Annotated in this window: 22 protein-coding genes and 1 riboswitch; of the genes, 15 read left to right on the forward strand and 7 right to left on the reverse strand. The window is 55.4% G+C overall.

Annotated elements, in window-relative coordinates; genetic code table 11:
* The first annotated feature begins 157 nt into the window (after positions 1–157).
* A complete protein-coding gene (locus K1558_RS16365; protein WP_238652683.1) occupies positions 158–841 on the forward strand; it encodes a YjjG family noncanonical pyrimidine nucleotidase in 684 nt (227 codons plus the stop codon).
* 99 nt (positions 842–940) lie between these two features.
* Complete coding sequence (locus tag K1558_RS16370; protein ID WP_238652684.1) at positions 941–1,627, forward strand: hypothetical protein; 687 nt, start codon at positions 941–943, stop codon at positions 1,625–1,627.
* 77 nt (positions 1,628–1,704) lie between these two features.
* On the opposite strand, the gene K1558_RS16375 is transcribed toward K1558_RS16370, so the two are convergent.
* Positions 1,705–2,688 (reverse strand): ring-cleaving dioxygenase, encoded by a 984-nt coding sequence (locus tag K1558_RS16375; protein WP_238652685.1) that lies wholly within the window; start codon positions 2,686–2,688, stop codon positions 1,705–1,707.
* A gap of 143 nt (positions 2,689–2,831) precedes the next feature.
* On the opposite strand from K1558_RS16375, the gene K1558_RS16380 reads away from it, so the two are divergent.
* The 6 genes from K1558_RS16380 to K1558_RS16405 all read left to right on the forward strand — a co-directional run bounded on the left by K1558_RS16380 (position 2,832) and on the right by K1558_RS16405 (position 7,026).
* Positions 2,832–3,668, forward strand: coding sequence for an AAC(3) family N-acetyltransferase (locus K1558_RS16380; RefSeq protein ID WP_238652686.1), 837 nt, complete (start codon positions 2,832–2,834; stop codon positions 3,666–3,668).
* Between the two features lie 118 nt (positions 3,669–3,786).
* Positions 3,787–4,719 carry a manganese-dependent inorganic pyrophosphatase gene (locus K1558_RS16385; protein WP_238652687.1) on the forward strand — a complete coding sequence of 311 codons (933 nt, stop codon included), beginning with the start codon at positions 3,787–3,789 and terminating at the stop codon, positions 4,717–4,719.
* Between the two features lie 166 nt (positions 4,720–4,885).
* Positions 4,886–5,458, forward strand: a complete 573-nt coding sequence (locus K1558_RS16390) for a hypothetical protein (protein WP_238652688.1) — start codon at positions 4,886–4,888, stop codon at positions 5,456–5,458.
* A 29-nt stretch (positions 5,459–5,487) separates the two neighbouring features.
* On the forward strand, positions 5,488–6,189 hold the full coding sequence (locus K1558_RS16395) for a pirin family protein (RefSeq protein ID WP_238652689.1): 702 nt from the start codon (positions 5,488–5,490) through the stop codon (positions 6,187–6,189).
* A gap of 40 nt (positions 6,190–6,229) precedes the next feature.
* Positions 6,230–6,559, forward strand: coding sequence for a hypothetical protein (locus K1558_RS16400; RefSeq protein WP_238652690.1), 330 nt, complete (start codon positions 6,230–6,232; stop codon positions 6,557–6,559).
* A gap of 137 nt (positions 6,560–6,696) precedes the next feature.
* Positions 6,697–7,026 (forward strand): DUF898 domain-containing protein, encoded by a 330-nt coding sequence (locus tag K1558_RS16405; RefSeq protein WP_238652691.1) that lies wholly within the window; start codon positions 6,697–6,699, stop codon positions 7,024–7,026.
* Between the two features lie 77 nt (positions 7,027–7,103).
* Here K1558_RS16405 and K1558_RS16410 read toward each other — a convergent pair whose 3' ends face one another.
* The 3 genes from K1558_RS16410 to K1558_RS16420 form a co-directional block, all read right to left on the reverse strand.
* Positions 7,104–7,814 (reverse strand): peptidylprolyl isomerase, encoded by a 711-nt coding sequence (locus tag K1558_RS16410; protein ID WP_420800440.1) that lies wholly within the window; start codon positions 7,812–7,814, stop codon positions 7,104–7,106.
* Between the two features lie 91 nt (positions 7,815–7,905).
* A complete protein-coding gene (locus K1558_RS16415) occupies positions 7,906–9,234 on the reverse strand; it encodes a voltage-gated chloride channel family protein (protein ID WP_238652692.1) in 1,329 nt (442 codons plus the stop codon).
* 64 nt (positions 9,235–9,298) lie between these two features.
* A riboswitch (Fluoride riboswitch) is annotated at positions 9,299–9,360 on the reverse strand.
* 42 nt (positions 9,361–9,402) lie between these two features.
* A complete protein-coding gene (locus tag K1558_RS16420; RefSeq protein ID WP_238652693.1) occupies positions 9,403–10,014 on the reverse strand; it encodes a hypothetical protein in 612 nt (203 codons plus the stop codon).
* Between the two features lie 246 nt (positions 10,015–10,260).
* On the opposite strand from K1558_RS16420, the gene K1558_RS16425 reads away from it, so the two are divergent.
* The gene (locus K1558_RS16425) at positions 10,261–12,156 is read left to right on the forward strand and encodes a sensor histidine kinase (protein WP_238652694.1); all 1,896 of its coding nucleotides are present in this window, start codon (positions 10,261–10,263) and stop codon (positions 12,154–12,156) included.
* Between the two features lie 107 nt (positions 12,157–12,263).
* On the forward strand, positions 12,264–14,180 hold the full coding sequence (locus tag K1558_RS16430; RefSeq protein ID WP_238652695.1) for a sensor histidine kinase: 1,917 nt from the start codon (positions 12,264–12,266) through the stop codon (positions 14,178–14,180).
* A gap of 22 nt (positions 14,181–14,202) precedes the next feature.
* Here the strand turns inward: K1558_RS16430 and K1558_RS16435 are convergent, their stop codons facing one another.
* The 3 genes from K1558_RS16435 to K1558_RS16445 form a co-directional block, all read right to left on the reverse strand.
* Positions 14,203–14,442, reverse strand: coding sequence for an NHLP leader peptide family RiPP precursor (locus tag K1558_RS16435; protein WP_238652696.1), 240 nt, complete (start codon positions 14,440–14,442; stop codon positions 14,203–14,205).
* An 86-nt stretch (positions 14,443–14,528) separates the two neighbouring features.
* Positions 14,529–15,467 carry a hypothetical protein gene (locus K1558_RS16440; RefSeq protein WP_238652697.1) on the reverse strand — a complete coding sequence of 313 codons (939 nt, stop codon included), beginning with the start codon at positions 15,465–15,467 and terminating at the stop codon, positions 14,529–14,531.
* Positions 15,468–15,633: 166 nt separating this feature from the next.
* A complete protein-coding gene (locus tag K1558_RS16445; RefSeq protein ID WP_238652698.1) occupies positions 15,634–17,568 on the reverse strand; it encodes a beta-N-acetylhexosaminidase in 1,935 nt (644 codons plus the stop codon).
* 84 nt (positions 17,569–17,652) lie between these two features.
* Here K1558_RS16445 and K1558_RS16450 point away from each other — a divergent pair, with 84 nt between their 5' ends.
* From K1558_RS16450 to K1558_RS16470, 5 genes are all read left to right on the forward strand, one after another.
* Positions 17,653–18,513: a helix-turn-helix transcriptional regulator gene (locus K1558_RS16450; RefSeq protein ID WP_238652699.1), complete on the forward strand. Its 861-nt coding sequence runs from the start codon at positions 17,653–17,655 to the stop codon at positions 18,511–18,513.
* A gap of 808 nt (positions 18,514–19,321) precedes the next feature.
* Positions 19,322–20,785, forward strand: a complete 1,464-nt coding sequence (locus tag K1558_RS16455) for a sensor histidine kinase (RefSeq protein WP_238652700.1) — start codon at positions 19,322–19,324, stop codon at positions 20,783–20,785.
* 24 nt (positions 20,786–20,809) lie between these two features.
* The gene (locus K1558_RS16460; RefSeq protein ID WP_238652701.1) at positions 20,810–21,445 is read left to right on the forward strand and encodes a response regulator; all 636 of its coding nucleotides are present in this window, start codon (positions 20,810–20,812) and stop codon (positions 21,443–21,445) included.
* Between the two features lie 444 nt (positions 21,446–21,889).
* Complete coding sequence (locus tag K1558_RS16465; protein WP_238652702.1) at positions 21,890–22,630, forward strand: YveK family protein; 741 nt, start codon at positions 21,890–21,892, stop codon at positions 22,628–22,630.
* Complete coding sequence (locus K1558_RS16470; RefSeq protein WP_238652703.1) at positions 22,614–23,255, forward strand: CpsD/CapB family tyrosine-protein kinase; 642 nt, start codon at positions 22,614–22,616, stop codon at positions 23,253–23,255. The genes K1558_RS16465 and K1558_RS16470 overlap by 17 nt, the downstream gene beginning before the upstream one ends.
* Positions 23,256–23,261: the final 6 nt, after the last annotated feature.

Consider the following 23,261-nt stretch of genomic DNA (forward strand, 5'->3'; position numbering starts at 1 on the left):
ATGCCGGGTTTGCCAGGCGCTTCTCCCTATATTTCCCGCTGAAACAGCAGGGTTCCGCAAAAGGAGCCGCAGCTGCTCCCGCTCTGAGCGGGTCTACCCTAGATTATATCCCAGAAGGCCGTATGTTGTCGAACCGGCAGAGAGAGTGGAGGAAATAATGAAATACGATTGTATTCTGTTTGATGCTGACGATACACTGTTCGATTACGGGATGGCGGAGAGCCATGCCTTGAATTATGCTTTTGTCCATTTTGGGCTTCCGACAGGGGCCCGGGACTATGCGGCGAGCTACCAGGAGATCAACCGCGCTTTATGGAAGGATTATGAGGAAGGAAGGATCACCTCGGCGGCACTGCGGGTGGAGCGGTTCAACCGTCTGTTTGCTGCCCATGACCTTGCGCTGAAGCCGGAGGCCTTCAGTGATGCCTATCTGCGCTTTCTCGGGGAGGGCACCTTCCTGATCCAGGGGGCGGCGGAGCTGTGCCGGGAGCTTACCGGGTGCAGGCTGGCCATTATTACGAACGGGATCAAAGACGTGCAGCATGCCAGAATCCAGGGCTCCCCGCTCAGCGAGGTGTTCGAGGCGGTCATTGTCTCCGAGGAGACCGGCTATCAGAAGCCGGAGACCGGGATTTTTGACTATGCGTTCGCCAGGCTCGGTCTGACGGATAAGTCCAAGGTGCTGATGGTCGGGGATTCGTTGACTTCTGACATCCGGGGCGGTATGAATTATGGCATCGATACGTGCTGGTTCAATCCGCTGGGTAAGCCCGGCAGCCCCGAAATCACGCCAACCTATGAAATCCGCAGCCTGGACGAGCTGCTGGAGATTATACGCTAGATCTGCCGGTGAAGGTTAGAAGATTCGCTTCCGTGTTTAATAGATAAAGACGCTATTTATGTACTTTATCAATTACAACATACGGGAGAGGATATCATTATGAGGAAAAAATGGCTGATTGCCGCTGTAGCTGCCGGCATGACGGTGACGGGCTCGGCAGGCGTGTATGCAGGCGCCAAACTGGAGCAGATTAAGGCTTATCTGAATCACAGCCTTGGTATCGTAGTGGACGGTAACCCTTTTTGGATGAAGGACGGCAACGGCAAAACCTTGACACCCATTACCTATAACGGCCTGACCTATCTGCCGGTCCAGTCCATCGCCACGGTACTGAAGGTGCCGATTAATTATGATTCCGTTAATTATAAAGTGAGAATCGGACAAGGCAGCCAGGACATTCCTGCTCCGACTACCGCACCTTCACCCGCCCCCGGCAGCACAGCACCTGCTCCGGTTACAGAGAGTAAGGTAAGACCGGTTAATCTGCCGAGCGATTTCCCGATTCCGCCGGATGCCCTGATTGCCACCACGGTGGATACGGATGCCGGGGGTGTGAAGAAGGCAGCCTTCAGCTATTCGACACAGGAGACGCTGGAGATGATGGGCTTCGTGTACAGTGAATATGTGCGCATCAAGGGGCTTGATAACCCTTCGGAATCTGTATCGGCCAGCAATGTCAGAATTACAGGACGGCTTGGCGGGAACAGTCCGTTATCAATCACAGGTAAGGCCTCCACCGCCCGGCCGGGCTACAATATCTTCACTATCACCTGGTCAGAGAGCTGAGCGGGACTGCAGACCTCATATTACAACAAGAACTCCGGCCGCTATGCGGTCCGGAGTTCTTGTGCGGAAGGCTATGGTTAATCCTGCTGGCGGGTATCCAGCGGCTTCAGATGCGCTTCGATCTGTTCACGCTTCGCTTCCAGGAACGGGGGCAGCGCCAGGGCTTCGCCCAGATGCTCGACCTCTTCGTCAGTAGCAAAGCCCGGCCCGTCGGTAGCCAGCTCGAACAGGATGCCGTTCGGCTCGCGGAAATACAGCGAACGGAAGTAGAAGCGGTCCACGAATCCCGAGTTGGGCAGCTGCACCGAACGGATACGTTCAATCCACTGCTTCAGCTCCTCTTCATTATCGACCCGGAAGGCGACATGGTGCACGCCGCCCCGGCCCAGGCGCTCCTGCGGGAGGTCGCTGCGCTCCTCCAGGTGAATCTCTGTGCCGGAGCCGCCTTCTCCGGTCTCGAACACGATCACATCCGGCTGCCCGGCCACCGGCGAAGGGTAGGTGCCCTTGCGGCGGAAGCCGAGCAGGTCTTCAAGAATCAGCGCCGTGTGCTCGGCCGTCTCCACAGTCAGGTGGGCCGGTCCCAGCCCGACAATGGCATATTCAGGCGGAACCGGGCTCTTGGCCCAGGGCTTGCCGCCGGCCATGCCCTCGTTATGCTCATCCGAGACGAGGATGAGCCGCTGGCCCTCGTGGTCGGTGAAGGCCAGCGTCTTGCGGCCGCCGCGTTCGGTGATCTCGTCATGCTCTACCCCGAAGACCGCGAACCGCTGGGTCCAGAAGAGCAGCGCTTCATCGCTTGGAACACGCAGCGAGAGGGCGGATATGCTGTTGTTGCCGTTCCGGTTCTGTCCGGCATTCGGCAGCTCGAAGAAGGTAAGCTCTGTACCTGGACTGCCGGTTTCATCCCCGTAGAACAGGTGGTAGACCGAGACGTCGTCCTGGTTTACTGTTTTTTTGATCAGGCGGAGTCCCAGCACTTCTGTGTAGAATTTATAGTTTTCGGGCGCTTTGGCGGTAATGGCGGATACATGGTGCAGTCCTTTTAATGTTACACTCATGAGAGTGGCCTCCTAGGTTTATGTTATTATGCTGTTGATTAATTACTTAATTAATTTAAGTTACTTTCATTTTAATAGTAAATGAGGAGGATTGCAAGCTGTTTTCACCAGAAACCTTATTATCCAAGAAAGCAGGGAGAATCATGCATACGCATTCAAGTCTGCTGAAGCAGATGGAGAGCATGGGGATTGACCGTACAGGAACGCTGCTGGTCCATTCCTCATTCAAGAGTATAGGTGAGGTAGACGGAGGGGCGGAGACCGTGCTGGACGCGCTCTCCGATTATATGAAGGAGGGGCTGCTGGTCCTGCCCACCCATACGTGGTCGTACATCGACGCGCAGAATCCGCGCTTCTCCGTCATGGAGTCGCCGTCCTGCATCGGGATTCTGCCGGAGCTGTTCCGCAGGCGTCCAGGCGTGATCCGTTCCTGGCATCCCACGCATTCCGTGGCTGCACTGGGGGCTGATGCGGCTTCGTTCACTGCCGGGGACGAATGCTGGGACACGCCCTGTGCACGCGGGTCCGTCTATGGCAAGCTGCTGGACCGCGAGGCACAGATTATGCTGCTCGGTGTGGATCTGCGGAGGAACACCTTCATCCACGGGATCGAGGAATGGGTGGATATCCCGGGGCGGATGACGGACGGGCATGAGGCGCTCTATACGGTGACCCCCGGCGGAGAGGAGCTTGCTGTTCCTTCGCGCAGACACTGCGGGCTGTCCTGGTCGGAGCATTTCTGGAAGGTGGAGACCGTGCTGGAGCAGGGCGGGGCTCTTAGCAGAGGCCGCTTCGGCGATGCTGGGGTGATGCTCTGCAGTGCGGTGGAGACCACCCGGATCCTAAGCGCCATGCTGAGAGCGGACCCGGATCTGTTCTCGGACAATGAGCCGCTGAACGGGGAAGACGTGCCGGAGGCGTTGCCCAAAACAAAGCGGGGGATTCCGGCACAGCTGGCCGGGAAGCACGCAGAGGGCTGATTTTCTAAAATATAAATAAGAATTTATATGTTCCGCTTAGGTTATCCGCTGGTTCTGGCGGGCTTCTATCAATGTATGGTATATTATTCTCACACAAAACATAGTAAGGAGATTGGAAATGACAAAAACTTTGATCTTTGGACACAAGAACCCGGATACGGACACGATCTGCTCTGCAATTGCCTATGCAGCACTGAAGAAGGAGCTGGGCTTAGATGCCGAGCCGGTCCGGCTTGGAGAAGTGAGCGGGGAGACCCGTTATGCCCTGGATTACTTCAAGGTGGAAGCACCGCGTCTTGTGGAGAATGTAGCCGGAGAGGCTGAGCAAGTGATCCTGGTGGACCACAATGAACGCCAGCAGAGCGCGAATGATATCGATCAGGTCCGTGTAGTGGAGGTCATCGACCATCACCGGATCGCGAACTTTGAAACCGCCCATCCGCTGTACTACCGTGCCGAGCCTGTGGGCTGTACTGCCACGATCCTGAACAAGCTCTATAAGGAGAACGGCGTAGCCATTCCCAAGAACATTGCCGGCCTGATGCTGTCCGCTATCATCTCCGATTCCCTGCTGTTCAAATCCCCGACCTGCACCGAGCAGGATGTGGCTGCTGCGCGTGAGCTGGCTGAGATTGCCGGCGTAGACGCTGAGAGCTATGGCCTGGACATGCTGAAGGCGGGCGCAGACCTGAGTGACAAGAGCATTGCCCAACTGATCTCCCTGGATGCCAAGGAATTCAAGATGGGTGAACACAAGGTAGAGATTGCCCAGGTGAATGCGGTGGATGTGAACGATGTGCTGTCCAAGCAGGCAGAGCTGGAAAGCGCCCTGACCGCGATTATCGACGACAAGGGACTGGACCTGTTCCTGTTTGTGGTTACCGATATTCTGAACAATGATTCTGTAGGCCTGGCGCTGGGCCGCGCAGCAGGTGCTGTCGAGCAGGCGTACAATGTGAAGCTGGATGACAACAAGGCTGTCCTGAAGGGCGTAGTCTCCCGCAAATCACAGATTGTGCCGGTACTGACCGAGACGATGGCCAAGCTGTAAAATCAGCCCCGGACGTCCGGCCGAAGGCCGCTGCATGTATCCTGATGCCCTGACCGGCTGTGCATTCCCTGCGGGGAGGGACAGCCGGTTTTATTTTACAATTCAGAGCAACTCCTTTCCAATTTGAGGGTATAAACAGCATAGGACATTGGAGGGGGACGGGAACATGGGTAAAATGCGGAAGCTGGCAGTATCAACAATCTGTCTCATGCTGGTCTCGGGGGGAGGCTTGCTGTATGCGGCTGCAGGCAAAAATGAGCTGTCCATGTATGTGAATAATGTGCTGTTGAAGCAGCCGGCGGTAGCTACGGAAGGCACGGTCTATCTGCCTGCGGAGCAGCTGGCGGAGAATATGCAGGCCATGATCGCCTTGGACGAGTCCGCAGGAACGGTCAAGATCTATAAGCCTAACGTGAACACCGTACTGCTCGATGACCAGGGCAAAATTTTCGGCAAAGTCAGAAGTGAATCCAGCAGTACCTTCTCTGCCCTGGTTCAGGTGGACCGGCTCAGAACGGAGATCTCCGATCTGAAGATTACCATTACCGACCCGGCAGGCAAGACGGATATCGTCGATAATCAGCCGATTACCGAGAAGAAGGACAGCTTCTGGTTCAAATCAGCAGCTTACAGCTACAAGGTTGCCGACAAAGGCAGCTATACGGTCCAGGTCTATTTCAAGGATGCAGCATCCAAGAAGTGGTTCCTGGTATCTGAGCTGCAAATAGCGACCACATAACAACCTAACCATTTGAGGAGGCGGTTCCATTGATTACAGTTTATCCGGCAGAGTCTGCACACCGGTTCGACCACGGCTGGCTGAAGGGCAGTCATGTGTTCTCCTTCGGGGATTATTATGACCCTGACAATACGGCATTCGGCCCGATGCGGGTCTGCAACGATGATACCATCGCTCCGGGAAGGGGCTTCGGGGCTCATCCGCACAGCGACATGGAGATTGTCTCCATCGTGCTGTCCGGCGTGCTTCGCCATGAGGATAACCTGGGCAATGTGGCCGAGACGTCTTTCGGCGGCATCCAGCGAATGTCAGCCGGAACCGGGGCGATTCATACGGAGCATAACCCTTCGGACCGCGAGCCGGTACGGCTGCTCCAGCTATGGTTCATGCCGCTTACCCGGGGGACTGCTCCCTCGTATGCAACCGGACGGTTTGATCCGGCTAAGCTGGAGGGACAGCTGCTGCCGGTGGTCGCGGCGGAAGCCTCCGATGAAATCGTGGGTATTGCCCAGGATATGACGATTTATCTGGGCAGAGCGAAGGCTGGAGAGCGGCTTGAATTCCTTCAGGAGCCGGGTCGGCGCAGCTTCGTATATCTGGTTGAGGGGCAGCTCACCCTGAACGGTGAGGCGGTGCTGAAGCCCGGAGATTCTGCAAGGATTCAGGGGGTGTCCGAGCTGGAATTGACGGCGGGGGAGAATACGCTGGTGATGGTTATTGATCTGCCGTGATTAGGGCTGGACGCAGACAAGACTGGAAGGAGGAACCCGGATGGCTGAACATGAAAGAGTGCTGGTCAAGCATTCAGTAACCGGACGGATGCTGGTGAACAGTACGGACGGTGTAGGATATACTTTTGATGAGCAGGGCGGATTGACCCTGATTACACTCACTGGAGTGGAGGCGGAGAAGGGCGGGGCGGTCGTGGAGCTGAAGGCCGAGCTGAATGTATTCCGGTTCGAGGAGCCGGAGGACGGCCCGGTCATTAAGCACTGGTACTATGTGGGGGATAACCCCGTTACCTATGATGCGGAATCCGGACAGCTGACGATTGCGGTGCAATCCGAGATTGAATACCGTCCCGATCAATATTGGGCGTAAGCCGTTGTTCGACAATATTCCGCGTAATACCCGGAATTAGTGAGAAATGTAGCAGTGCTCCGCATGGATAATCAGGAAAATAGAACCAGGAAAGATTATGCATAGCTGAGAGGCGGAGGAGCATGGGAGCAGTTCATATGAACGCGGCAACAATGAATTACGGGAGCAGGGAGTCTTATTTCGACGGGAAGCTGATTGAGTACATTGGCTGGTGTCTGGCCGGCTGGCTGGTTACGGTCTGTACCCTTGGGATCTGCTATCCCTGGGCGGTGGTGATGATCTACCGCTGGAAGGTGGAGCACACCGTGGTAGAAGGGCAGCGTCTGCGGTTTGACGGGTCCGCTGTCGGTCTGTTCGGACAATGGGTCAAATGGTTCCTGCTGACGCTGATTACGCTGGGAATCTACAGCTTCTGGGTCTTCATCAAGCTGGAGCAGTGGAGAACGAAGCACACCCACTTCCAATAAGCGGCTGCGGGGTGCTAGAATACAGTAGCAAGTGAAGAGCCATCCTCCGGTCGATATGGAGGATGGCTCTTTGAGAATTATTGCACCTTCTGCGGTTCAGGGTAAGTAACGCCGAGGGTATCCACGGTAACCTTCTTCATGACCGGCGGCTGCTCGGGACGGTCATTGTCATCGCGCGGAAGATTGACAATCGCCTGTACCGCATCAAGTCCCTCCGTCACCTTGCCGAAGGCGGCATATTCGCCGTCCAGGCTTGGATATGCTGCGGCCATGATGAAGAATTGCGAGCCCCCTGAGTTCATATCCCGGCTCCGTGCCATCGACAGAACGCCTTCGGTATGCAGCAGATTATTGGTAAAGCCATTGTTAGTGAATTCTCCGGCAATGCTGTAGCCCGGACCGCCCATTCCTGTACCGTCAGGGTCTCCGCCCTGAATCATGAACCCGGGAATGACACGGTGGAAGATGGTTCCGTCATAGAAGCCCTTCTGGATCAGGGAAATGAAGTTGTTGACGGTATTGGGGGCCACTTCTGGGTACAGCTCGGCCTTAATCACGGCACCGCTATCCATTTCAATGGTCACCACCGGATGGCTGGCATCAGCGGAAGGAACGCCTTCTGTAGCTGCTGCCGGGGTACTCTGCGGCGCTGCAGTCGCCTCGCTTCCTGCTGCAGAGCTGCTGCTGTTCCCGCTGGCCACCGGCTTGTTGCCGCAGCCCGCCAGAATCACGAGCAGCAGGCACATCACCGCCAGCAGGGTGACAGGTTGTCTTAAGGTACGCTTCACGTTGCTTATCTCTCCTTTTGTTCTTGAATAATCAGGGATATCTACCTTTGTATCATACCTTCTTTGTCCTGCTTGATGCAAAATCCGATGCTTAACTGCCGCTGTCCCGTCTGCTTCGCTGCAGCTCCTTGGCCTTCGCCAGTGTGGTTCCGTCAGGAACCGGGAGCAGCGCGCTTTTGGAGCTGCCGATGAGCTGGGAGCTGTAGATGCCGCTGTGCCCGGAGAACAGATAGCTGATGAGGCAGGCGATGAACATATAGACCGCACCGCCGGAGCCGAACAGCTCAATGCCCATGATGAAGCAGGCGAGCGGCGTATTGGTGGCTCCGCAGAAGACGGCGATGAAGCCGAGCGAAGCGAGAAAAGGCCCGTACAGATGGAGCACCCCGGCCAGACTGTTGCCGAGCGTAGCCCCGATGGCGAACAGCGGGGTCACTTCGCCGCCCTGGAAGCCGGTTCCCAGTGTGAAGGCGGTGAAGATGAGCTTCCAGAGGAAGGCGAAGGGCTGGACAGCTTGCTCGAAGGCGCTGCTGATCAGCGGAATGCCCAGCCCCAGATAATCTCTGGTTCCGGCGGTATAGACCAGACCAATAACGATGAAGCCGCCGGCGGCGCTTCTCAGCATTGGATTAGCGATCAGGGCGGCGAAGGTCCGCTTCAGCGCATGGGTCAGCTCGCTGAACAACAGGCTGCACAGGCCGAACAGGACTGAAGCTATGACTACCTTGACCAGCACCAGCGCATCCATAGAGGGGAAGGCATCCACCTGATAATGAATATGGTGAATGCCCCACAGACGGGTAGCTACAAGATCACCGGTGAAGCTGGCGGCGAAGCAGGGCAGCAGCGCTCTATGGCTAATTAGCCCGATAGCGATCACCTCCAGGCCGAAGACCGTTCCGGCCAGCGGAGTGCCGAAGATGGAGCCGAAGCCGCCGCTGATCCCGCACATCAGGAGAATCTTCCGGTCCGCCGGACCGATCCGGATCCATCTTCCGAAGGCATCCGCGAGACTGCCGCCCATCTGCACCGCTGTGCCTTCGCGGCCTGCGGAGCCGCCGAACAGATGGGTGATCAGCGTTCCGCCAAGCACCAGCGGAGCCATCCGCAGCGGAATGGCTTCCTGCCCCTGCTGAATCTGCTCCAGAATCAGGTTGTTCCCCTTGCTGCTGTTCTTGCCATACCGCATATACATACCGCTGACCAGCGCGCCTCCCGCAGGAAGCAGAAACAGCAGCCAGGGATGATCCAGCCGGACTCGGGTAACCGCCTCCAGACTGGTAAGGAACCATGCGGAGGCGGTCCCGGATAACAGCCCCACGATCCCTCCCAGCGTGACCCACTTCACGAATGTGCTCCATAAGGCAAGCTGGCTCTGACGTTCCGCCAGCGCTGCCCACCATGCATACCTGTTCCTCATTCTGCTTACGCCCCCGTACCCGAATATACGCCTGAAATGAAACAGACTCCTACCAGCGGAGGAACCACTGGTAGGAGTCATTAGTCCCGAAGGACGATTGCGGCGAACTCCATCGCCGTATTAATGAGATTATAGTAAGCGGGTTTCAGCAGAAAGTCAATAGATTGCTTAATCCTCTTCCCCGCTTGAGCCGTTCAGCACATCGGTGCCGGGCATGGCGTCGGGATCCGGGGAGACCGGGTCTACCCGGCTTCCGGGGGCCAGCTCATCGGCATCCGGCACATCAGGCAGCGCAGGCTCTTCTCCGGCAGCACCTGTCAGCTCCTCCTCGTCGGCATACTCAATGATGCCGCCCGTGAGGCCCGCTGCACCGGCAGTGTAGACTGCATCTGATTCGAGCAGCTCGTCCCGCTCCGGTCCCGGTGTTGCGGCAGCGGGCAGGGGGCGGTCCCTCCGCGGGCCAAGCCCGGAGTCCGGCACATTCAGGCCGATGTCGGCGGCAAGAATCGGATCGTTGGTAAGTGTAGGATCAGAGCCGTCATCCGGCACGCCGTCGAAGTCTATGGGGGTGAAATGAGCAGGGTCATGGCTGGCCAAGGCGGATTCCAGCGGGCGTCTGCCGCTCTCCGTGTCCTCCTGCGAACCCGGGGTCTGCTCTGTGATGGTGCCCAGGGGCCGCAGTTCCTCCAGCGGAATCCCCTCCTCCGGGGATACACTGCCCATTTTGGTATAACGCTCATATGCAAAGTCGGCTTCCGTCTTATTGAATTCGTTACCCATTGCATTTCAGCTCCCTTATATTGAAGTTTGCCTATAGTTAATGTATACCCGTTCAACCGCTTGCGAATCTGGTCGGCTGCTGGCAGGTATTCTCTTAATATATTCATCGAGTGGGCAGAATAACCATAATTATCGCGCTTTTTCGAGTGATTTTGCAGGCCGTGGCAGGTATTGCCGCGAACGTTGTCGAAAATAAGAATCGTATGAACTATATAAACACAACTATTGATTCACTGAGGTGCCACAATGAAGTTGCCATCAACCCAAACGGCCGCGGTTATTATCATGCTGCTGCTCGCGATAGCCCTTATACCGGTAGGGATCGCCATGGAATGGGACAAACATGAAGAAGTAACCATCCCCGCATGGGGCCTGAAGTGGGATAAGGCTGCGGGAACTACTATAGAAGAGGCTGCGGTCTGGCCTTCCGGAGAGTGGGCAATGGTAGAGGCGGGGAGTACCAGACCGGATTCGCCCGCAGGCACGTCCGCAGCCTGGCTGCGGCTGGCCTTGCCGTCTACACGCGGGAATCCGGCTGTTCTGATTGACAAAGTATACGGAGACGGTCTGAAGGCCTATATGAACAACCGGCTGGTCTACGATTCCACAGGGGACCCTGATTACAGTGGCAGTAAAGTGCTGATCCCGCTATCCGGGCAGGATACCGCAGGGGAGCTGTACCTCTGGAATAGAGGCGTCAATGAGTTCGGCATCGAAGGAGAGGTGAAGGTTGGCAGCTATAACAGGCTGTTATCCTATTATGTGAAGCAGGACCTGGCGGACCTGATCCTGGGCGCAGCGATGATATTTATGGGCGGGGCTTTGCTGGTCTGCCTGTTCTTCATGCGGCCGTCCATGTTCTCTGGCGGTCTCTACCTGGTGCTGGTGATTCTGTCGTTCGGAGTGCTGCTGATTACCTATTCCCCGTATCTGAACCTGATTGTCAGCGGCCGGGAGCGGCTGAGGGAGATCATCTTCGATCTGGCGTTATTTACGCTTCTGCCGTCTATTCTGTTCTACTTCGAGCATGTATTCGGCCCCGGCTGGCGGAGACTCACAGCCCGTATACGCATATTTCTGCTGCTGGTCTCATTCCTCTGCCTGGGCCTGATGCTGCTGAATGCAGCGCTGTCCTTCCGGCTGGACGCCTTGTATTCCTTCCTGACCGTTGATGTAATCGGAGTGCTGATCATCGGAGTGCTGATGTATCTGCTCTTCCTGTCGCTGGCTTATACCCGCAAGGGCAATCCGGATGCCACTATGTTCTCCATCGGGTTCTCTGTGTTTGCCTTGTTGTCCGTAAGTGAGATGGTGCGCTACTACCTCTCCGGGGAGCGTTATCATTTGTACTGGTGGAAGTGGGGAATGGTAGTGTTTGTCATGTCCCTGATTGTCATTCTGGGCAGGCGGTTTGCGAGCAATCACAACAAGGTGGTGGAGTATTCCAGGGAGCTGGAGCTGTTCAACAATGACCTGCAGCGTTCGGACAAAATGGAGATCATCAGCGAGCTGGCCGCCTCGGTGGCCCATGAGGTACGCAATCCGCTGCAGGTGACCCGGGGGTTCCTGCAGATTCTGGGAGAGCGCTCCGGCAGCAAGGAGAAGGATTATCTGCGGATGGCCATGGAGGAGCTGGACCGTGCATCGGTCATCATTACCGACTTCCTGACCTTCGCGAAGCCCGGTGTGGATACGGTGGAGGTATTCGGGGTCTCCGCCGAGCTGAAGCATGTATCGGGGATTCTCGTGCCGCTGGCCAACCTGCAGGGAGGATCCATTGAACTTCGGGTGCAGGAGTCGCTTCAGGTGACGGGCAGCCCGGCCAAATTCAAGCAGGCCTTCATTAATCTGATTAAGAACAGCATTGAATCCCTGCAGGAGGAGGGCCGGATTGTCATCACAGCCTGGAGGACCGGCGATACGGTCATCATCAGCGTGAAGGATAACGGGGAGGGCATGAAGGTCAGTGAGCTGGCCAGATTGGGCGAGCCTTATTATTCCAACAAGACGAAGGGCACCGGGCTCGGTCTTATGGTTACCTTCCGTATTATCGAAGCGATGGGCGGTGCCATTGAATTCCAGAGCCGCAAGGGGGAAGGGACTGAGGTTATTGTCAAATTGCCAGCATTCGTAAATAATTAGGAATTATTTTTGTTAATGCCGTTTTTTTGAAGGAATGGACAGTGTGCAGAGCGAAATACTTACATTAACAGAGCGTTGCTTCTGAAACTTCCTGCTGAGGTGCTGGCATGTCTTTGATCTTCAAAAGCTTACATATAACCCTGGTGGTTCTGCTGCTGTCAGCGGTCTGCGGTTCATTCCTGGTCTCCGCCCGGGGGAACTATCCTGCCGGCGAGATCCGGCATTGGCAGATGAGGTGGGAGACAGGGCCGGGAGATGGCGGCAGCAAGGTGCCGGTAAGAGAAGCGGAGGACTGGATCGATGTGGAGGCGAAGGCAGAGATGCCTAAGAAGCCGGCTGGTGTATCCGCTGCCTGGACGAAGATTGCCTTGCCGTCATTCAATTACACCTCGCCCTCCGTCTACATCCAGACGATATATGCGCTTCATGTGAAGGTTTATGTGGAGAACCGGCTGATTTTTGAAGGGGACCGCGGTTTCATTAAGGATAATTATTCTCTGCTTGTGCCGCTGGATGTCCGGGATAACGGCAAGACGGTCTATATCTGGACGCAGACGCTGCAGGACCGGATCGGTATCAAAGAGAACGTGATGCTCGGCGAGCATAGCAGGCTGATCAAGGATTATATCAAGAACGGGCTGATTGATGTCATTTTGGGCGGCGCTTTTATCTTCGTGGCGGCGGTTCTGTTTGTGTGCTCATTTTTCCTCAACAAAGAGTATTTCCCGGTAGCCACCTCGCTGTCGATCGTCATCGCCTCTACCGGTGTGCTATCCGTCACCTACTCCCCGTTCACCTATACCTTCTATAGTTATATGGGTGCGATAAGCGTGTTCATGTTCGATGTGGCGCTGCTGTCGCTGCTGCCCGCACTGACCTTCCTGTTCGAGAATATATTTGGCGGCGGCAAATACGGCATCATCCGCAAATTCCGCAAATTCCAGATGGCCTACTCTTCCTTCTGCTGTGTCTTCCTGGTGATTAACAGCCTGTCCGGCGGCAGAACGCTGGAATTCTACTATTTCATCTCTACCAATATTGTCGGCATTATTATGATTCTGCAGTTCATTCTCCTGATCGGCTGCGTGATCGTGTTCTCCCTGAAGCGCAACAAGGATGCGATTATCTTCGCCTGCGGCTTCGGTACGGCTGCGCTCACTGGGGTGCTGGAGCTGACATGGTATTATCTGAAGCGCGGAAATTATGATCTGTTCTACTGGAAGTGGGCGCTGGTAGTGTTCATTCTCTCGCTGATTGTCATTCTGGGGCGGCGGCTGGCGCAGAACCACAGCCAGGTGGTGCAATATTCGCGGGAGCTGGAGCTGTTCAACAATGAACTGCAGCGTTCGGAGAAAATGGAGATTATCAGCGAGCTGGCAGCCTCGGTCGCCCATGAAGTACGCAATCCGCTCCAGGTGACCCGCGGGTTCCTTCAGCTGCTCAGCGAGAAATCGAGCGGGGAGGAGCAGCGCTACCTGTTCATGGCGCTCAGCGAGCTGGACCGGGCGGCAAGCATCATTACCGACTTCCTGACCTTCGCCAAGCCGGAGTTCGAGCAAATCTCGCTGCTTCATGTCAATGATGAGTTCATGCATATCCAGAGCATCCTGCTGCCCTTATGCCACTTGAACGGAGGCAAGATGATTCTGGAGATTGAAGAGGACCTGTGGGTCAAGGGGAATTCCTCGAAGTTCAAGCAGGCGATGATTAATATCATCAAGAACAGCATTGAATCCCTGGGTGAGGAGGGCACGATTCATCTGCTCGCATACAGCCGGGGAGATAAGGTGCATATTCACATTAAGGATAACGGGGCAGGCATGGAGCCTGGGGTGCTCAGCCGCCTGGGCGAGCCGTATTTCTCTTCCAATAAGACGAAGGGGACGGGGCTTGGGCTGATGGTTACGTTCCGTATCATTGAGGCGATGGAGGGCGAAATCCGGTTTAGGAGCAAAAAAGGAGCCGGAACCGAGTCCATTACCCTTCTGCCGCGGGCAGAGGGGCCGGACGGTTCCAACTCCTGATGATGGTAAGGCTGTGAGTATTCTACCACGAACCCATTGGGGTGATGCGTGTCTTCATTACTTCTGAAGCGGGGCTTGGAGGAATGACCAGGTAGAATTCGTTAGAGCCTTCCTCTACAGTCTTCAATGTAATGCTGTCAGGAAGGTTGATGCCCATAACTTCCTGCAGGGCAGCCTTCGGGTCTGTGAGGAGTCTCTGTTTGAAATCCGCATCTTCCCATGCCTTCTGAATCACCTGATTCTTAAGAGCTTCTGCTGACAATACAATCACCCTTTCGACAAAATGGTTATTTTTGCCTCATAAGCATATCATATACCTATATATAATTCTATTCATTTTTATATAAATTATGATAGATTCGAATGTCTGGATAACCAGTATCCGAGTCCTCCTCCTTGCAGCAATTGCTTCTCCGCCTCAATCCCGTCAGCGATCTGCCGCAGATTCTCCGCCAGCCCAAGGTGGAAGGAGAGCAGATGAGGTGCCTGCAGAGCGAAGCCTTCCAGCCGGCTATGGCTGGCCTCAGCGGTATCCGCGTATCCCTGAAGACCTCCCAAAGTATAAATGAAGTGCCTCACTGCTGCCGGCGCAAGCTCCGGCCGGGCCAGTCCGGTGGATGAACACACCAGCGACAGCAGGCAATTATAGCTGCCATCCTCCAGATCCTGCTCCCAGTCCTCATAATCATCCGCCATCTGCAGCGTCAGGAGGACATGGTGAAGCATCTCCTCGGATTCGGCAATCAGCGAGGATTGGTCTGCGAGCAGCAGTGCCGCTGTGCTGCTGAGCTTGAGGGGACTTGCCTTGTGGGCGATGCGGATCCGGTCGTTCAGGTAGTAATCGCTGCCCGCTTCACGGCTCACGCTGTAAGCCCATTCGGCCATATAGCGGTGGAAGCAGGACCAGAACGGGGAACCGGCCGGGAACAGCGGAAGGTAGAGCATAAGGAATTCAGCGTAGAGCAGATTGGCCAGCGGAAGCTCCTGGGCAGCCGAAGCTCCGGGATTGTCCATCAGATCATCCTGTAGGAAGAAGTAGAGCATGAAGAAGACGTTCCCGGCCGACATCCGGCGGGCGGTGTCCGGGCTTAACCGGCAGCTGTCCTGCAGCCAGAAGGGAAGCAGATAACAGATGTAATTCTTATGGCTGTCCGGCTGGAGGGCGTTGAACTGATCAAGATATGCCAGTCCCCGGGCATTAACCGGTTCCGGGAATGCGGCAATCGCACAGCGGCACTCCTCAAACACCAGGCGCAGCTCGTCCTCGTATCCCTGAAGCCAATCCATAGGCTTGTCCCCTGTCATTTATGTATTGTATTTCTATTAAAAGTTAATAAATGGACATTCAATCTGATTATAATTCTGGGGCAGCTGGAATTCAATGCCGATTTGTGTCCATGTTAGAGGCCCCTGTTGCACAAATGTGAAACAGGGGCCTGTAGTGTTCCTTATGTTATCGTACTTCCGCTTCAGCCAGCTCTGCGGCCAGATCCGCATATTCGCTGCGCAGGCGTACCAGCTTCGAGACGCTGGCGGCCAGGCCGCCCGGCCGGTTGCGGCGGGTCCAGAGCTGACGGTACTGGTGAAGCAGCAGGTCAAGGTCATGAATCAGCGCCTGCACCTCCGCAGCCTCCGGGCGCCGGGCCGCTCCGGCGAGCTGCCGCTTCAGCCGGGCAAGCCCTATGGCGTGCTTCACGAAATGGACGCCGTTCCTCAGCTCCTCCAGGACAAGCGCGCCATCGCCGCAGTCCAGCACCGGCAGCTCAAGCCGGGCCTCAATGCCGGCGATATATTGCTCAAGTGCATGAAGCTGCTCTTCGCTAAGGTTCTCCGCCAGGCCTGTATGCTCCAGCCTGCTGCGCAGCAGCATCGACAGCTCCGTATCGTTCGGACGGATTCGGCCTGATTCCAGCCTGTAGTAATTGCCGAGATCCAGCAGCAGCTGCCCGATGACAGAGGAGCGGTCCTTGAAGATGGAATGATTCAGATAGGAGGCCACATCGGCGTCCAGATTCCCTGCGGTATTCCAGGCCAGCGCTGCGCCGTAGACGAATCCGGCATAGCTGACCGGCAGATGCTGCCAGTGGCCGAAATCGCCCCAGTCGGTAATCAGATAACCGATGGCGCCGTTATGCTTGCCGTGAACGGCAGCGCTGCGCAGATTGGCCAGCATATTGTCGGTCCGCCCGGTCAGGGAATTCCAGGAGCTGGTACCCGGGCAGACATAGAACGGGATGCCCGCCTCCTTGAATTTGAGGGTGTCCGCTTCAAAGGGATGGGCGGCGCTGTATCCCCATTCCATGGCGATGATATCCTTCGGCAGGCTGCCGATCAGCTCCGGATGCTGCAGGATGATATCGCCCCAGAACTGCATGGTTTTGCCGCGCTCTTTGACGAGGGCGTGTATCTTCTGCAGGAAGGAGAGGTATAGCCCGCCTTTGCCGGCAGACCCGGCCAGCCCCTTGCTTGCGCCAAGCCCCAGCTCATAGGTCTCATCACAGCCTACATTGAACAGCTTCGAGCTGAAGTAAGGCAGCAGATCATCGTACATCGTGCCCAGCAGCTCCAGCACCTGCGGCTCCTGCGGATTGAATGTTCCGGGATGCATGAACAAGCCCTCAGGGTAGAGGTCACTGTCATACATGTTGTCCGGCAGCATGAAGCCTTCAGGGATTTCGGCCAGGTGATTAAACTCCGGCCGGGTCAGCCAGCCCTCCATGTGGCCGAAGCTGTTCTGGTTCGGCACCAGCTCGATATACCGCTCCCGGCAGTAGGCATCTAAGCGCAGAATCTCCTCGCCGGTAACCGGCGTTTCCAGCTCCCAGACCTGCGGGAAGGACTCATAAGCAAAAGGTGCTCCTTCTATATATAACTGCAATTGGTTCAGCTTCAGATCGGCCATGAGATCGGCTATCTCGTACAAGGTCTCAAGCTTAGGGATTTTGTTGCGGCTGATGTCCAGCATCAGTCCCCTGGCCGCGAAATCCGGCTTATCCTGGATGTGCAGATAAGGCAAACGCCGGCCGTATTGCTGCAGGAGCTGCTTAAGGGTCGAGACTGCATAGTAAGCGCCTTGCGCCGAGCCGTAAACGGCGGTGATGCCAAGCTCATTGATCTGCAGCTCATACGCTTCCTCAGCAAGAAGGGCATTGTAGCTGAAGGTCCAGACCGGATTGGCCGCCGGCCGCAGTCCTATAGACAGCGCCGGGCGGAGCCGGATCAGCTCCTCAGCGGTCTGCTGGAGCCGGCGGGCGGCGGGAAGGGCGGACAGACGGGCTTCATCCGCCAGGACAATGCAGCCCTTTGCGGGAATCGAGTAATGGCCTTCTGTAACCCTGACCTTCTGCGGGCGGGGGAGCAGCTGCAGCGGAATAACGTCATCAGGCATAGCGTGAACACCTCTTATTCATGTAGAATATGATCATCTTCATCATTACCATATCACTCCTGAATAAGGGGAGGAATGCAATGTATGCCTGAGCTCATGGACTATATGATCAGTCCTTATCCGGTCCGGATCATCGACCCGAAGGTGGAGGCTTCCAGACTCCGGCTCAAGTCGATCCGCGTAGGGCAGGCCGGACATCTGCCGGGAAGAACGCTGTTCCGCTCCGGCGTGCGCTTTGAACACTGGGCCCTGGTGTATATTGTCTCCGGCAGCGGAAGCTATGCCGAGAACGGGGGAAGGGAGCAGCAGGTGGGCGAAGGCAGCCTGTTCTTCTTTCGTCCCGGATGCAGCTACAGCTTCGGGCCGCTGCCGGGCGGGTATTGGGATGAGTACTATATTAACTTCAGCGGCAGCCGGGTTGACGAATGGCTGGAAGCGGGTATGATCGCCGGGGGCCAAGTGACGGCAGCCCGCCAGGCCGAAGGCCTCACGGCTGCATTCGAGCAAGTGCTGGCCCTGATAGCCGGAGGCATTCCGGGGGATGCGGACCGGGCGGCCCTGGTGCTGGAAGCGATGCTGCTGGAGTGCTCCCTGCAGCTTCAGGACAGCAGCCGCCTGCGGCAGCAGGGGGCGATGCCGGGGATCCGCGAAGCGCTGAATGCATGCATCTACGGGCAGCCGGATCTGGCGGCCATTGCCGGGGACCTGCACATTTCGCTGTCGACGCTCCGCCGTACGGTACGGCAGAGCAGCGGTTATCCGCTGCATGAATATATCCACAGGCTTAAGATGTCCGAGGCGAAGCATCTGCTGCTTAACACATCCCTGCAGGTGCAGGAGATCGCCGGGCTGCTACGTTATGCAGACGCTTTTTACTTCTCCAGGCTGTTCAAAAAGTATATGGGGCTCTCCCCGCAGACCTGCCGCAACCGTGTTAGAGATTAAACGACATCATTCTACTTTTTATTCTGAATTTTGTCGTATTTTGATGATTAATGTTGACATTCTGAAAATGGGAGTGATAAGATCTAGATAATATTAGCAGTTCTAGAGTAGTCCTTCTAGACTATGCCGGAGATGAGACCATGAGAGAATATTACTGCATCAGCTGCCGCAGTCTCCATAAGGTAGAAGCTAGAAATCATACCTTGCGTATTCTGTCCACGGGGTATCATATCGTTGGCGGACAACGTTATCAAATTTGCATATGCAATAAAGCCAATCTGCAGCCAGCCTTGCCGGCGGTGACTGAATAGAGCGTGCCGGGCGGAAGATAACAGATGATACAGCGTTCCCAGTTTTGAAGAGCCTGTCCCTCCATAGGGAGAGGCTCTTTGACGTGCTTAAGCGGCGCTGCTTTTAATTGCATGCGCTATCATTATATGAACTGGATAGAATTGAGAATATTCCAGTGAAAAAAGAATAAAAAAATTGCTTTTTATTTTCAAAGTAAACGCTGTCATTTGATGGGGAAACTTGTTATTGTGATTTTTCTCATGTATGATGCTTTTAAAACCTGGCTTTTGAAGTGAACTCGAATTTTCCACAGACTGGAGAATAGGGTGGTGGAATGAAAATTAAATCAACAGCCGAAGACAAAATTATCGCCTTATTCAGAATCTTTTCCTTGACCCTCACATCGCTGATGTACCTCATGGTTCCTGCGGGGCCTTCCGTAATATACAAATCCCTACTCATCCTTGCGTTATTCTTACTGGCCCGATTATTTACGTACTATTACCGGAAGCTTCTTGTGCGAAGACAGATTCTGATGCTTGCGGTCGTCCTGGAGACGGCGGTAATTACTGCACTAATGTTATTTACTGGAGCCTATGACAGTCCCTTTAAGCTGTATGTGCTTAACCCGGTCCTGATTGCAGCGGGCTCATTTTCTTTTTATATGGCATGGGGGCTGATCTTCGGATACATCCTCATAGTCGCAGCCTCCGGGTATATCAGTCCAGATTCTCCCCGGGCCGCCTTCTCGGAAATTATGCTGGAGGACGGCAACCTGTTTCTAGCCCTGGCTCTTGCGGTTATAGTTATGCAAATGGTTAACGGGATAAAGCGGCAGAGGGAAGAAGCCAACGCGCGGACCAATGATACCATGGAGCATATCAAATCGCTTTATCACATCGTGGAAACATCAAGCCAGCATGACTTCATGAATATCGGCCAGGTGATCACCGATTATGTCGTCAAGCTGACCAAGCTGGAGAAGGCCCTGTTCTGGTTCGCGAAGAAGAGCGGGGAGCCTGCTCCGCAGAGCCGCCAGACGGGCTGGCAGCAGGAGGAGGAGCGCTTTCTGTTCATGGAACTGGAGAAGCACGAGCATGAATGGAGGCTCCAGCGGGAACCGGTATTTAAGAGTATGGCCGGTCTCGGGGATTTCCTGCTGATGCCGGTAAGAATGAGCACCCGGTTCGTCGGTATGATCGGCGTGAAGCTGGAAGCCTCGGAAGGGCTGGAGGGCCGCAGGTGGTATATCCAGCAGCTTATGTTCCTGTCGGAGCTGAGCGCCATTATTCTGGAGCGCCACGAACTGGGCGTGATTGAGAACCAGCTCATCATCACGAACGAGCAGAACCGGATTGCCGATGAGATGCATGACAGTGTGTCCCAGAGTCTGTTCGGCATCGTCTATGCCACCCATTCCCTGAAGCAGACCTGGCGGCGGATGCCTGAAGCGGAGCTGGAGCAGCAGATTGAGCTGATCCATGATTCAGCTACACGGGTGGCCAAGGAGCTGCGGATTACTATCTACAGCCTAAGCTCTAAGAAGAGCGGCGGCCCCAGCTGGCTCGGAATGGTACGCTCGCATCTCAAGAGTCTCTCCAGGCTCAATGATGTTGAGATCGAACTTCAGATTACAGGGGATGATTTCAGCCTCCCTTATCCTTACCACAAGGCGCTCTTCCGGATTATTTCCGAAGCGACAGGCAATGCCATACGTCATGGTGCGGCCAGCCGGGTGGATGTTGAATTGTCACTGAAGCCGAAATGGATCAGGCTATCGATTATTGACGACGGTATCGGTTTCGATCCGGGCCTGATCTGGACCGAGCCTGAGGATCACTCAGGCGGACTGGGAATGAAGAATATGCAATATCTTGCGCAGTCGTTAGGCGGAGAGTTCCAGTTATCCAGCAGCAGAAATGCCGGGACCCGAATTCTTATCTCTATCCCTGTCGGCGTGGCTGAACTGAAAAATGCATAAACTTTTAGGCAGGAGGTCGTTCAATTGAAAATCGTCATTGTTGATGATCACCCATTGGTGAGAAGAGGGTTGGCATCGGTTATCGCCATGCAATCCAATCTGAATTTTGCCGGCGAAGCAACGAATGGCCGGGAAGCTCTTCAAGTCATTGAAGAGATACAGCCTGATCTTGTGCTGATTGATCTGAAGCTAGCCGATGAATCGGGCCTGGATATCATTAAGGAAGCACGCAGATGCGGGTTCACCTGCAAGTTCATTCTGCTGACCTCCTCAGCGAGCCGGGAAGACTTCCTGAAGGCGGAAGAGGTGCTGGTCGACGGTTATGTCCTGAAAGAGGCGCTGCCGGAGGAGCTCCTGTTCGCCATTCAGCTGGTTTACAAGGGCAGGAAATATTACGACCCCGGCCTGATGGAAGATAAGATGCGGATGAGCGGCAGCAGCCCTACCGATGAGCTTACACCGAAAGAGAAGGAAGTGCTGATTGAGCTCGGGCAGGGAGCCTGCAACCGGGAGATTGCCTCACGCCTGTTCATCAGTGAATTTACAGTCAAGAAGCATGTCAGCCAGATTCTGGCCAAGCTCCAGGTGGCAGACCGGACGCAGGCGGCGCTGTATGCCAATGCGGTCGGCCTGACCAAATACGAAATGTCATACGACTGAATGCAACTTAAAGCTCCCGCCGGGAGCGGATATGGAACACGGACGATTCTGTCCGTGTTTTTTTGCGTTTCAGGTAATGGGGAGCTGAGTGGAACAGGCCGACGGGATACATCGGTTCAGGATTAAGGCACGCGGGCCAGATGTATGCGAAAAACCGAACACAATGTCCTGGCGCGAGGGTGCGGCCACGCGAGCACGCCAGCATTTTACCCCGGCCGGGTGATTTTGTGTCACCCGTGGTGTAAGGTTTTTCCAGACATATGGTACTAAAGTATACCATCCGCCCCCTCGGACGGACCAATCCGGGTCACACGAAAGTGAAGCGTAAAGTGATGCTATGAGGCATGTGACAAAACCTTCGCGTTGCTAGAATAAAAGCAAGACATCTGAAACTTTCATGATTGCTTTCAGAACGAAACAAGCGGAAGGAGGGTTACTGTTACTGTGGAAAAGACGATTCTGGATTACATTAACCTGATAAAGAAAAAGTTATGGTTAATCGTGGTGTTTGTACTGATCTCCTGTGCCACCACCTTCTACGTCAGCAAAAACTTCGTTGCCCCCGTCTACTCCGCCTCTGGACAGCTGCTGGTCAACAATGTCGTAAATGTCCCCGAGAGCAACAATCTTAACGCACTCAACTTCAGCCTTAACCTCATCGAGAGCTACAAGGAAATTATGAAGTCGCCAACGATTATGAAGAGCGTGATCGCAGAGCATCCTGAATTCGGTCTGACAGAGAGCCAGCTTGCGGCCAAGCTGCAGATCAAGTCCTCGGAGAAGAGCCAGGTGATTAACCTGACCGTAGAGGATAAGGATTACGGAACAGCGGCTACGATTGTAAACGCGGTTTCTCAGACCTTCATCCGCAGCCTGCCAGCACTGATGAATCTGGACAATGTCACCTTCCTGACCCCGGCTGACCCGGCAGCACAGGCTCAGCCGGTCAATGGCGGATCAGTAATGAATATCCTGATCAGCTTCGTGGTCTCCCTGATGGCAGCCATCGGCATTATCCTGCTGCTGGAGACGCTGAACGGCACGCTGCGCAGCGAGAAGGAAGCGGAATTCGACCTTGGCCTGCCGGTCATCGCGAGCATTCCGGTCATCCGCAAGCGCGATTTCGGCAAAGCGGCTAACGACAAGGCAAGAGTAGGGGAGGGTACTTATGTTACGGCTGAATAGAAGTCTGATTGCAGACCTGAACCCGTCCTCGCATGTCTCGGAATCCTTCCGCTCGCTGCGGACATACATCCGCCAGCTGGGACTCCTGAAGGGCAGCGGCGGACAAGTGCTCCTCTTCACCTCGGCAGAGGGCGGGGAAGGCAAGACGACCATTCTCTCCAACTTAGCCGTCTCGTTCGTCCAGGACGGCAAGAAGGTGGCGGTGGTGGATTGCAACCTGCGGAAGCCGGGTCTGCACAGCGTGTTCGATGTGGAGGGCAGCCAGGGGCTGGCCGCATATCTGTCCGGTTATGAGGAAGCGAAGGACATTGCCGTCTTCGGCAGCCTGGCCAACCTGGCCGTGATCCCGGCCGGAAGGACCAGTGTCAGTCCGCCGGATCTGCTCGGCAGCGACAAGATGGCCGGACTGCTGGAGGAGCTGAAAGCCAGCTACGACCTGATTCTGCTCGATACGCCGCAGGCGGTGGATTACAGTGATGCCCGCATTCTTGCTCCGCTGTCAGACGGGGTCATCATTGTAGCCCGACACGGCAGAAGCAAGCGCGAAGCGCTCCGCCGGCTCAAAGGGCTGATGGAGCAAAGCGGCGTCAGAATTCTCGGAATTGCCATGAACCAGGCTAAATAACTTAAC

Origin of the sequence: Paenibacillus piscarius, assembly GCF_022234545.1 — a bacterium.
Classification (GTDB): Bacteria; Bacillota; Bacilli; order Paenibacillales; family Paenibacillaceae; genus Paenibacillus_AQ; species Paenibacillus_AQ piscarius.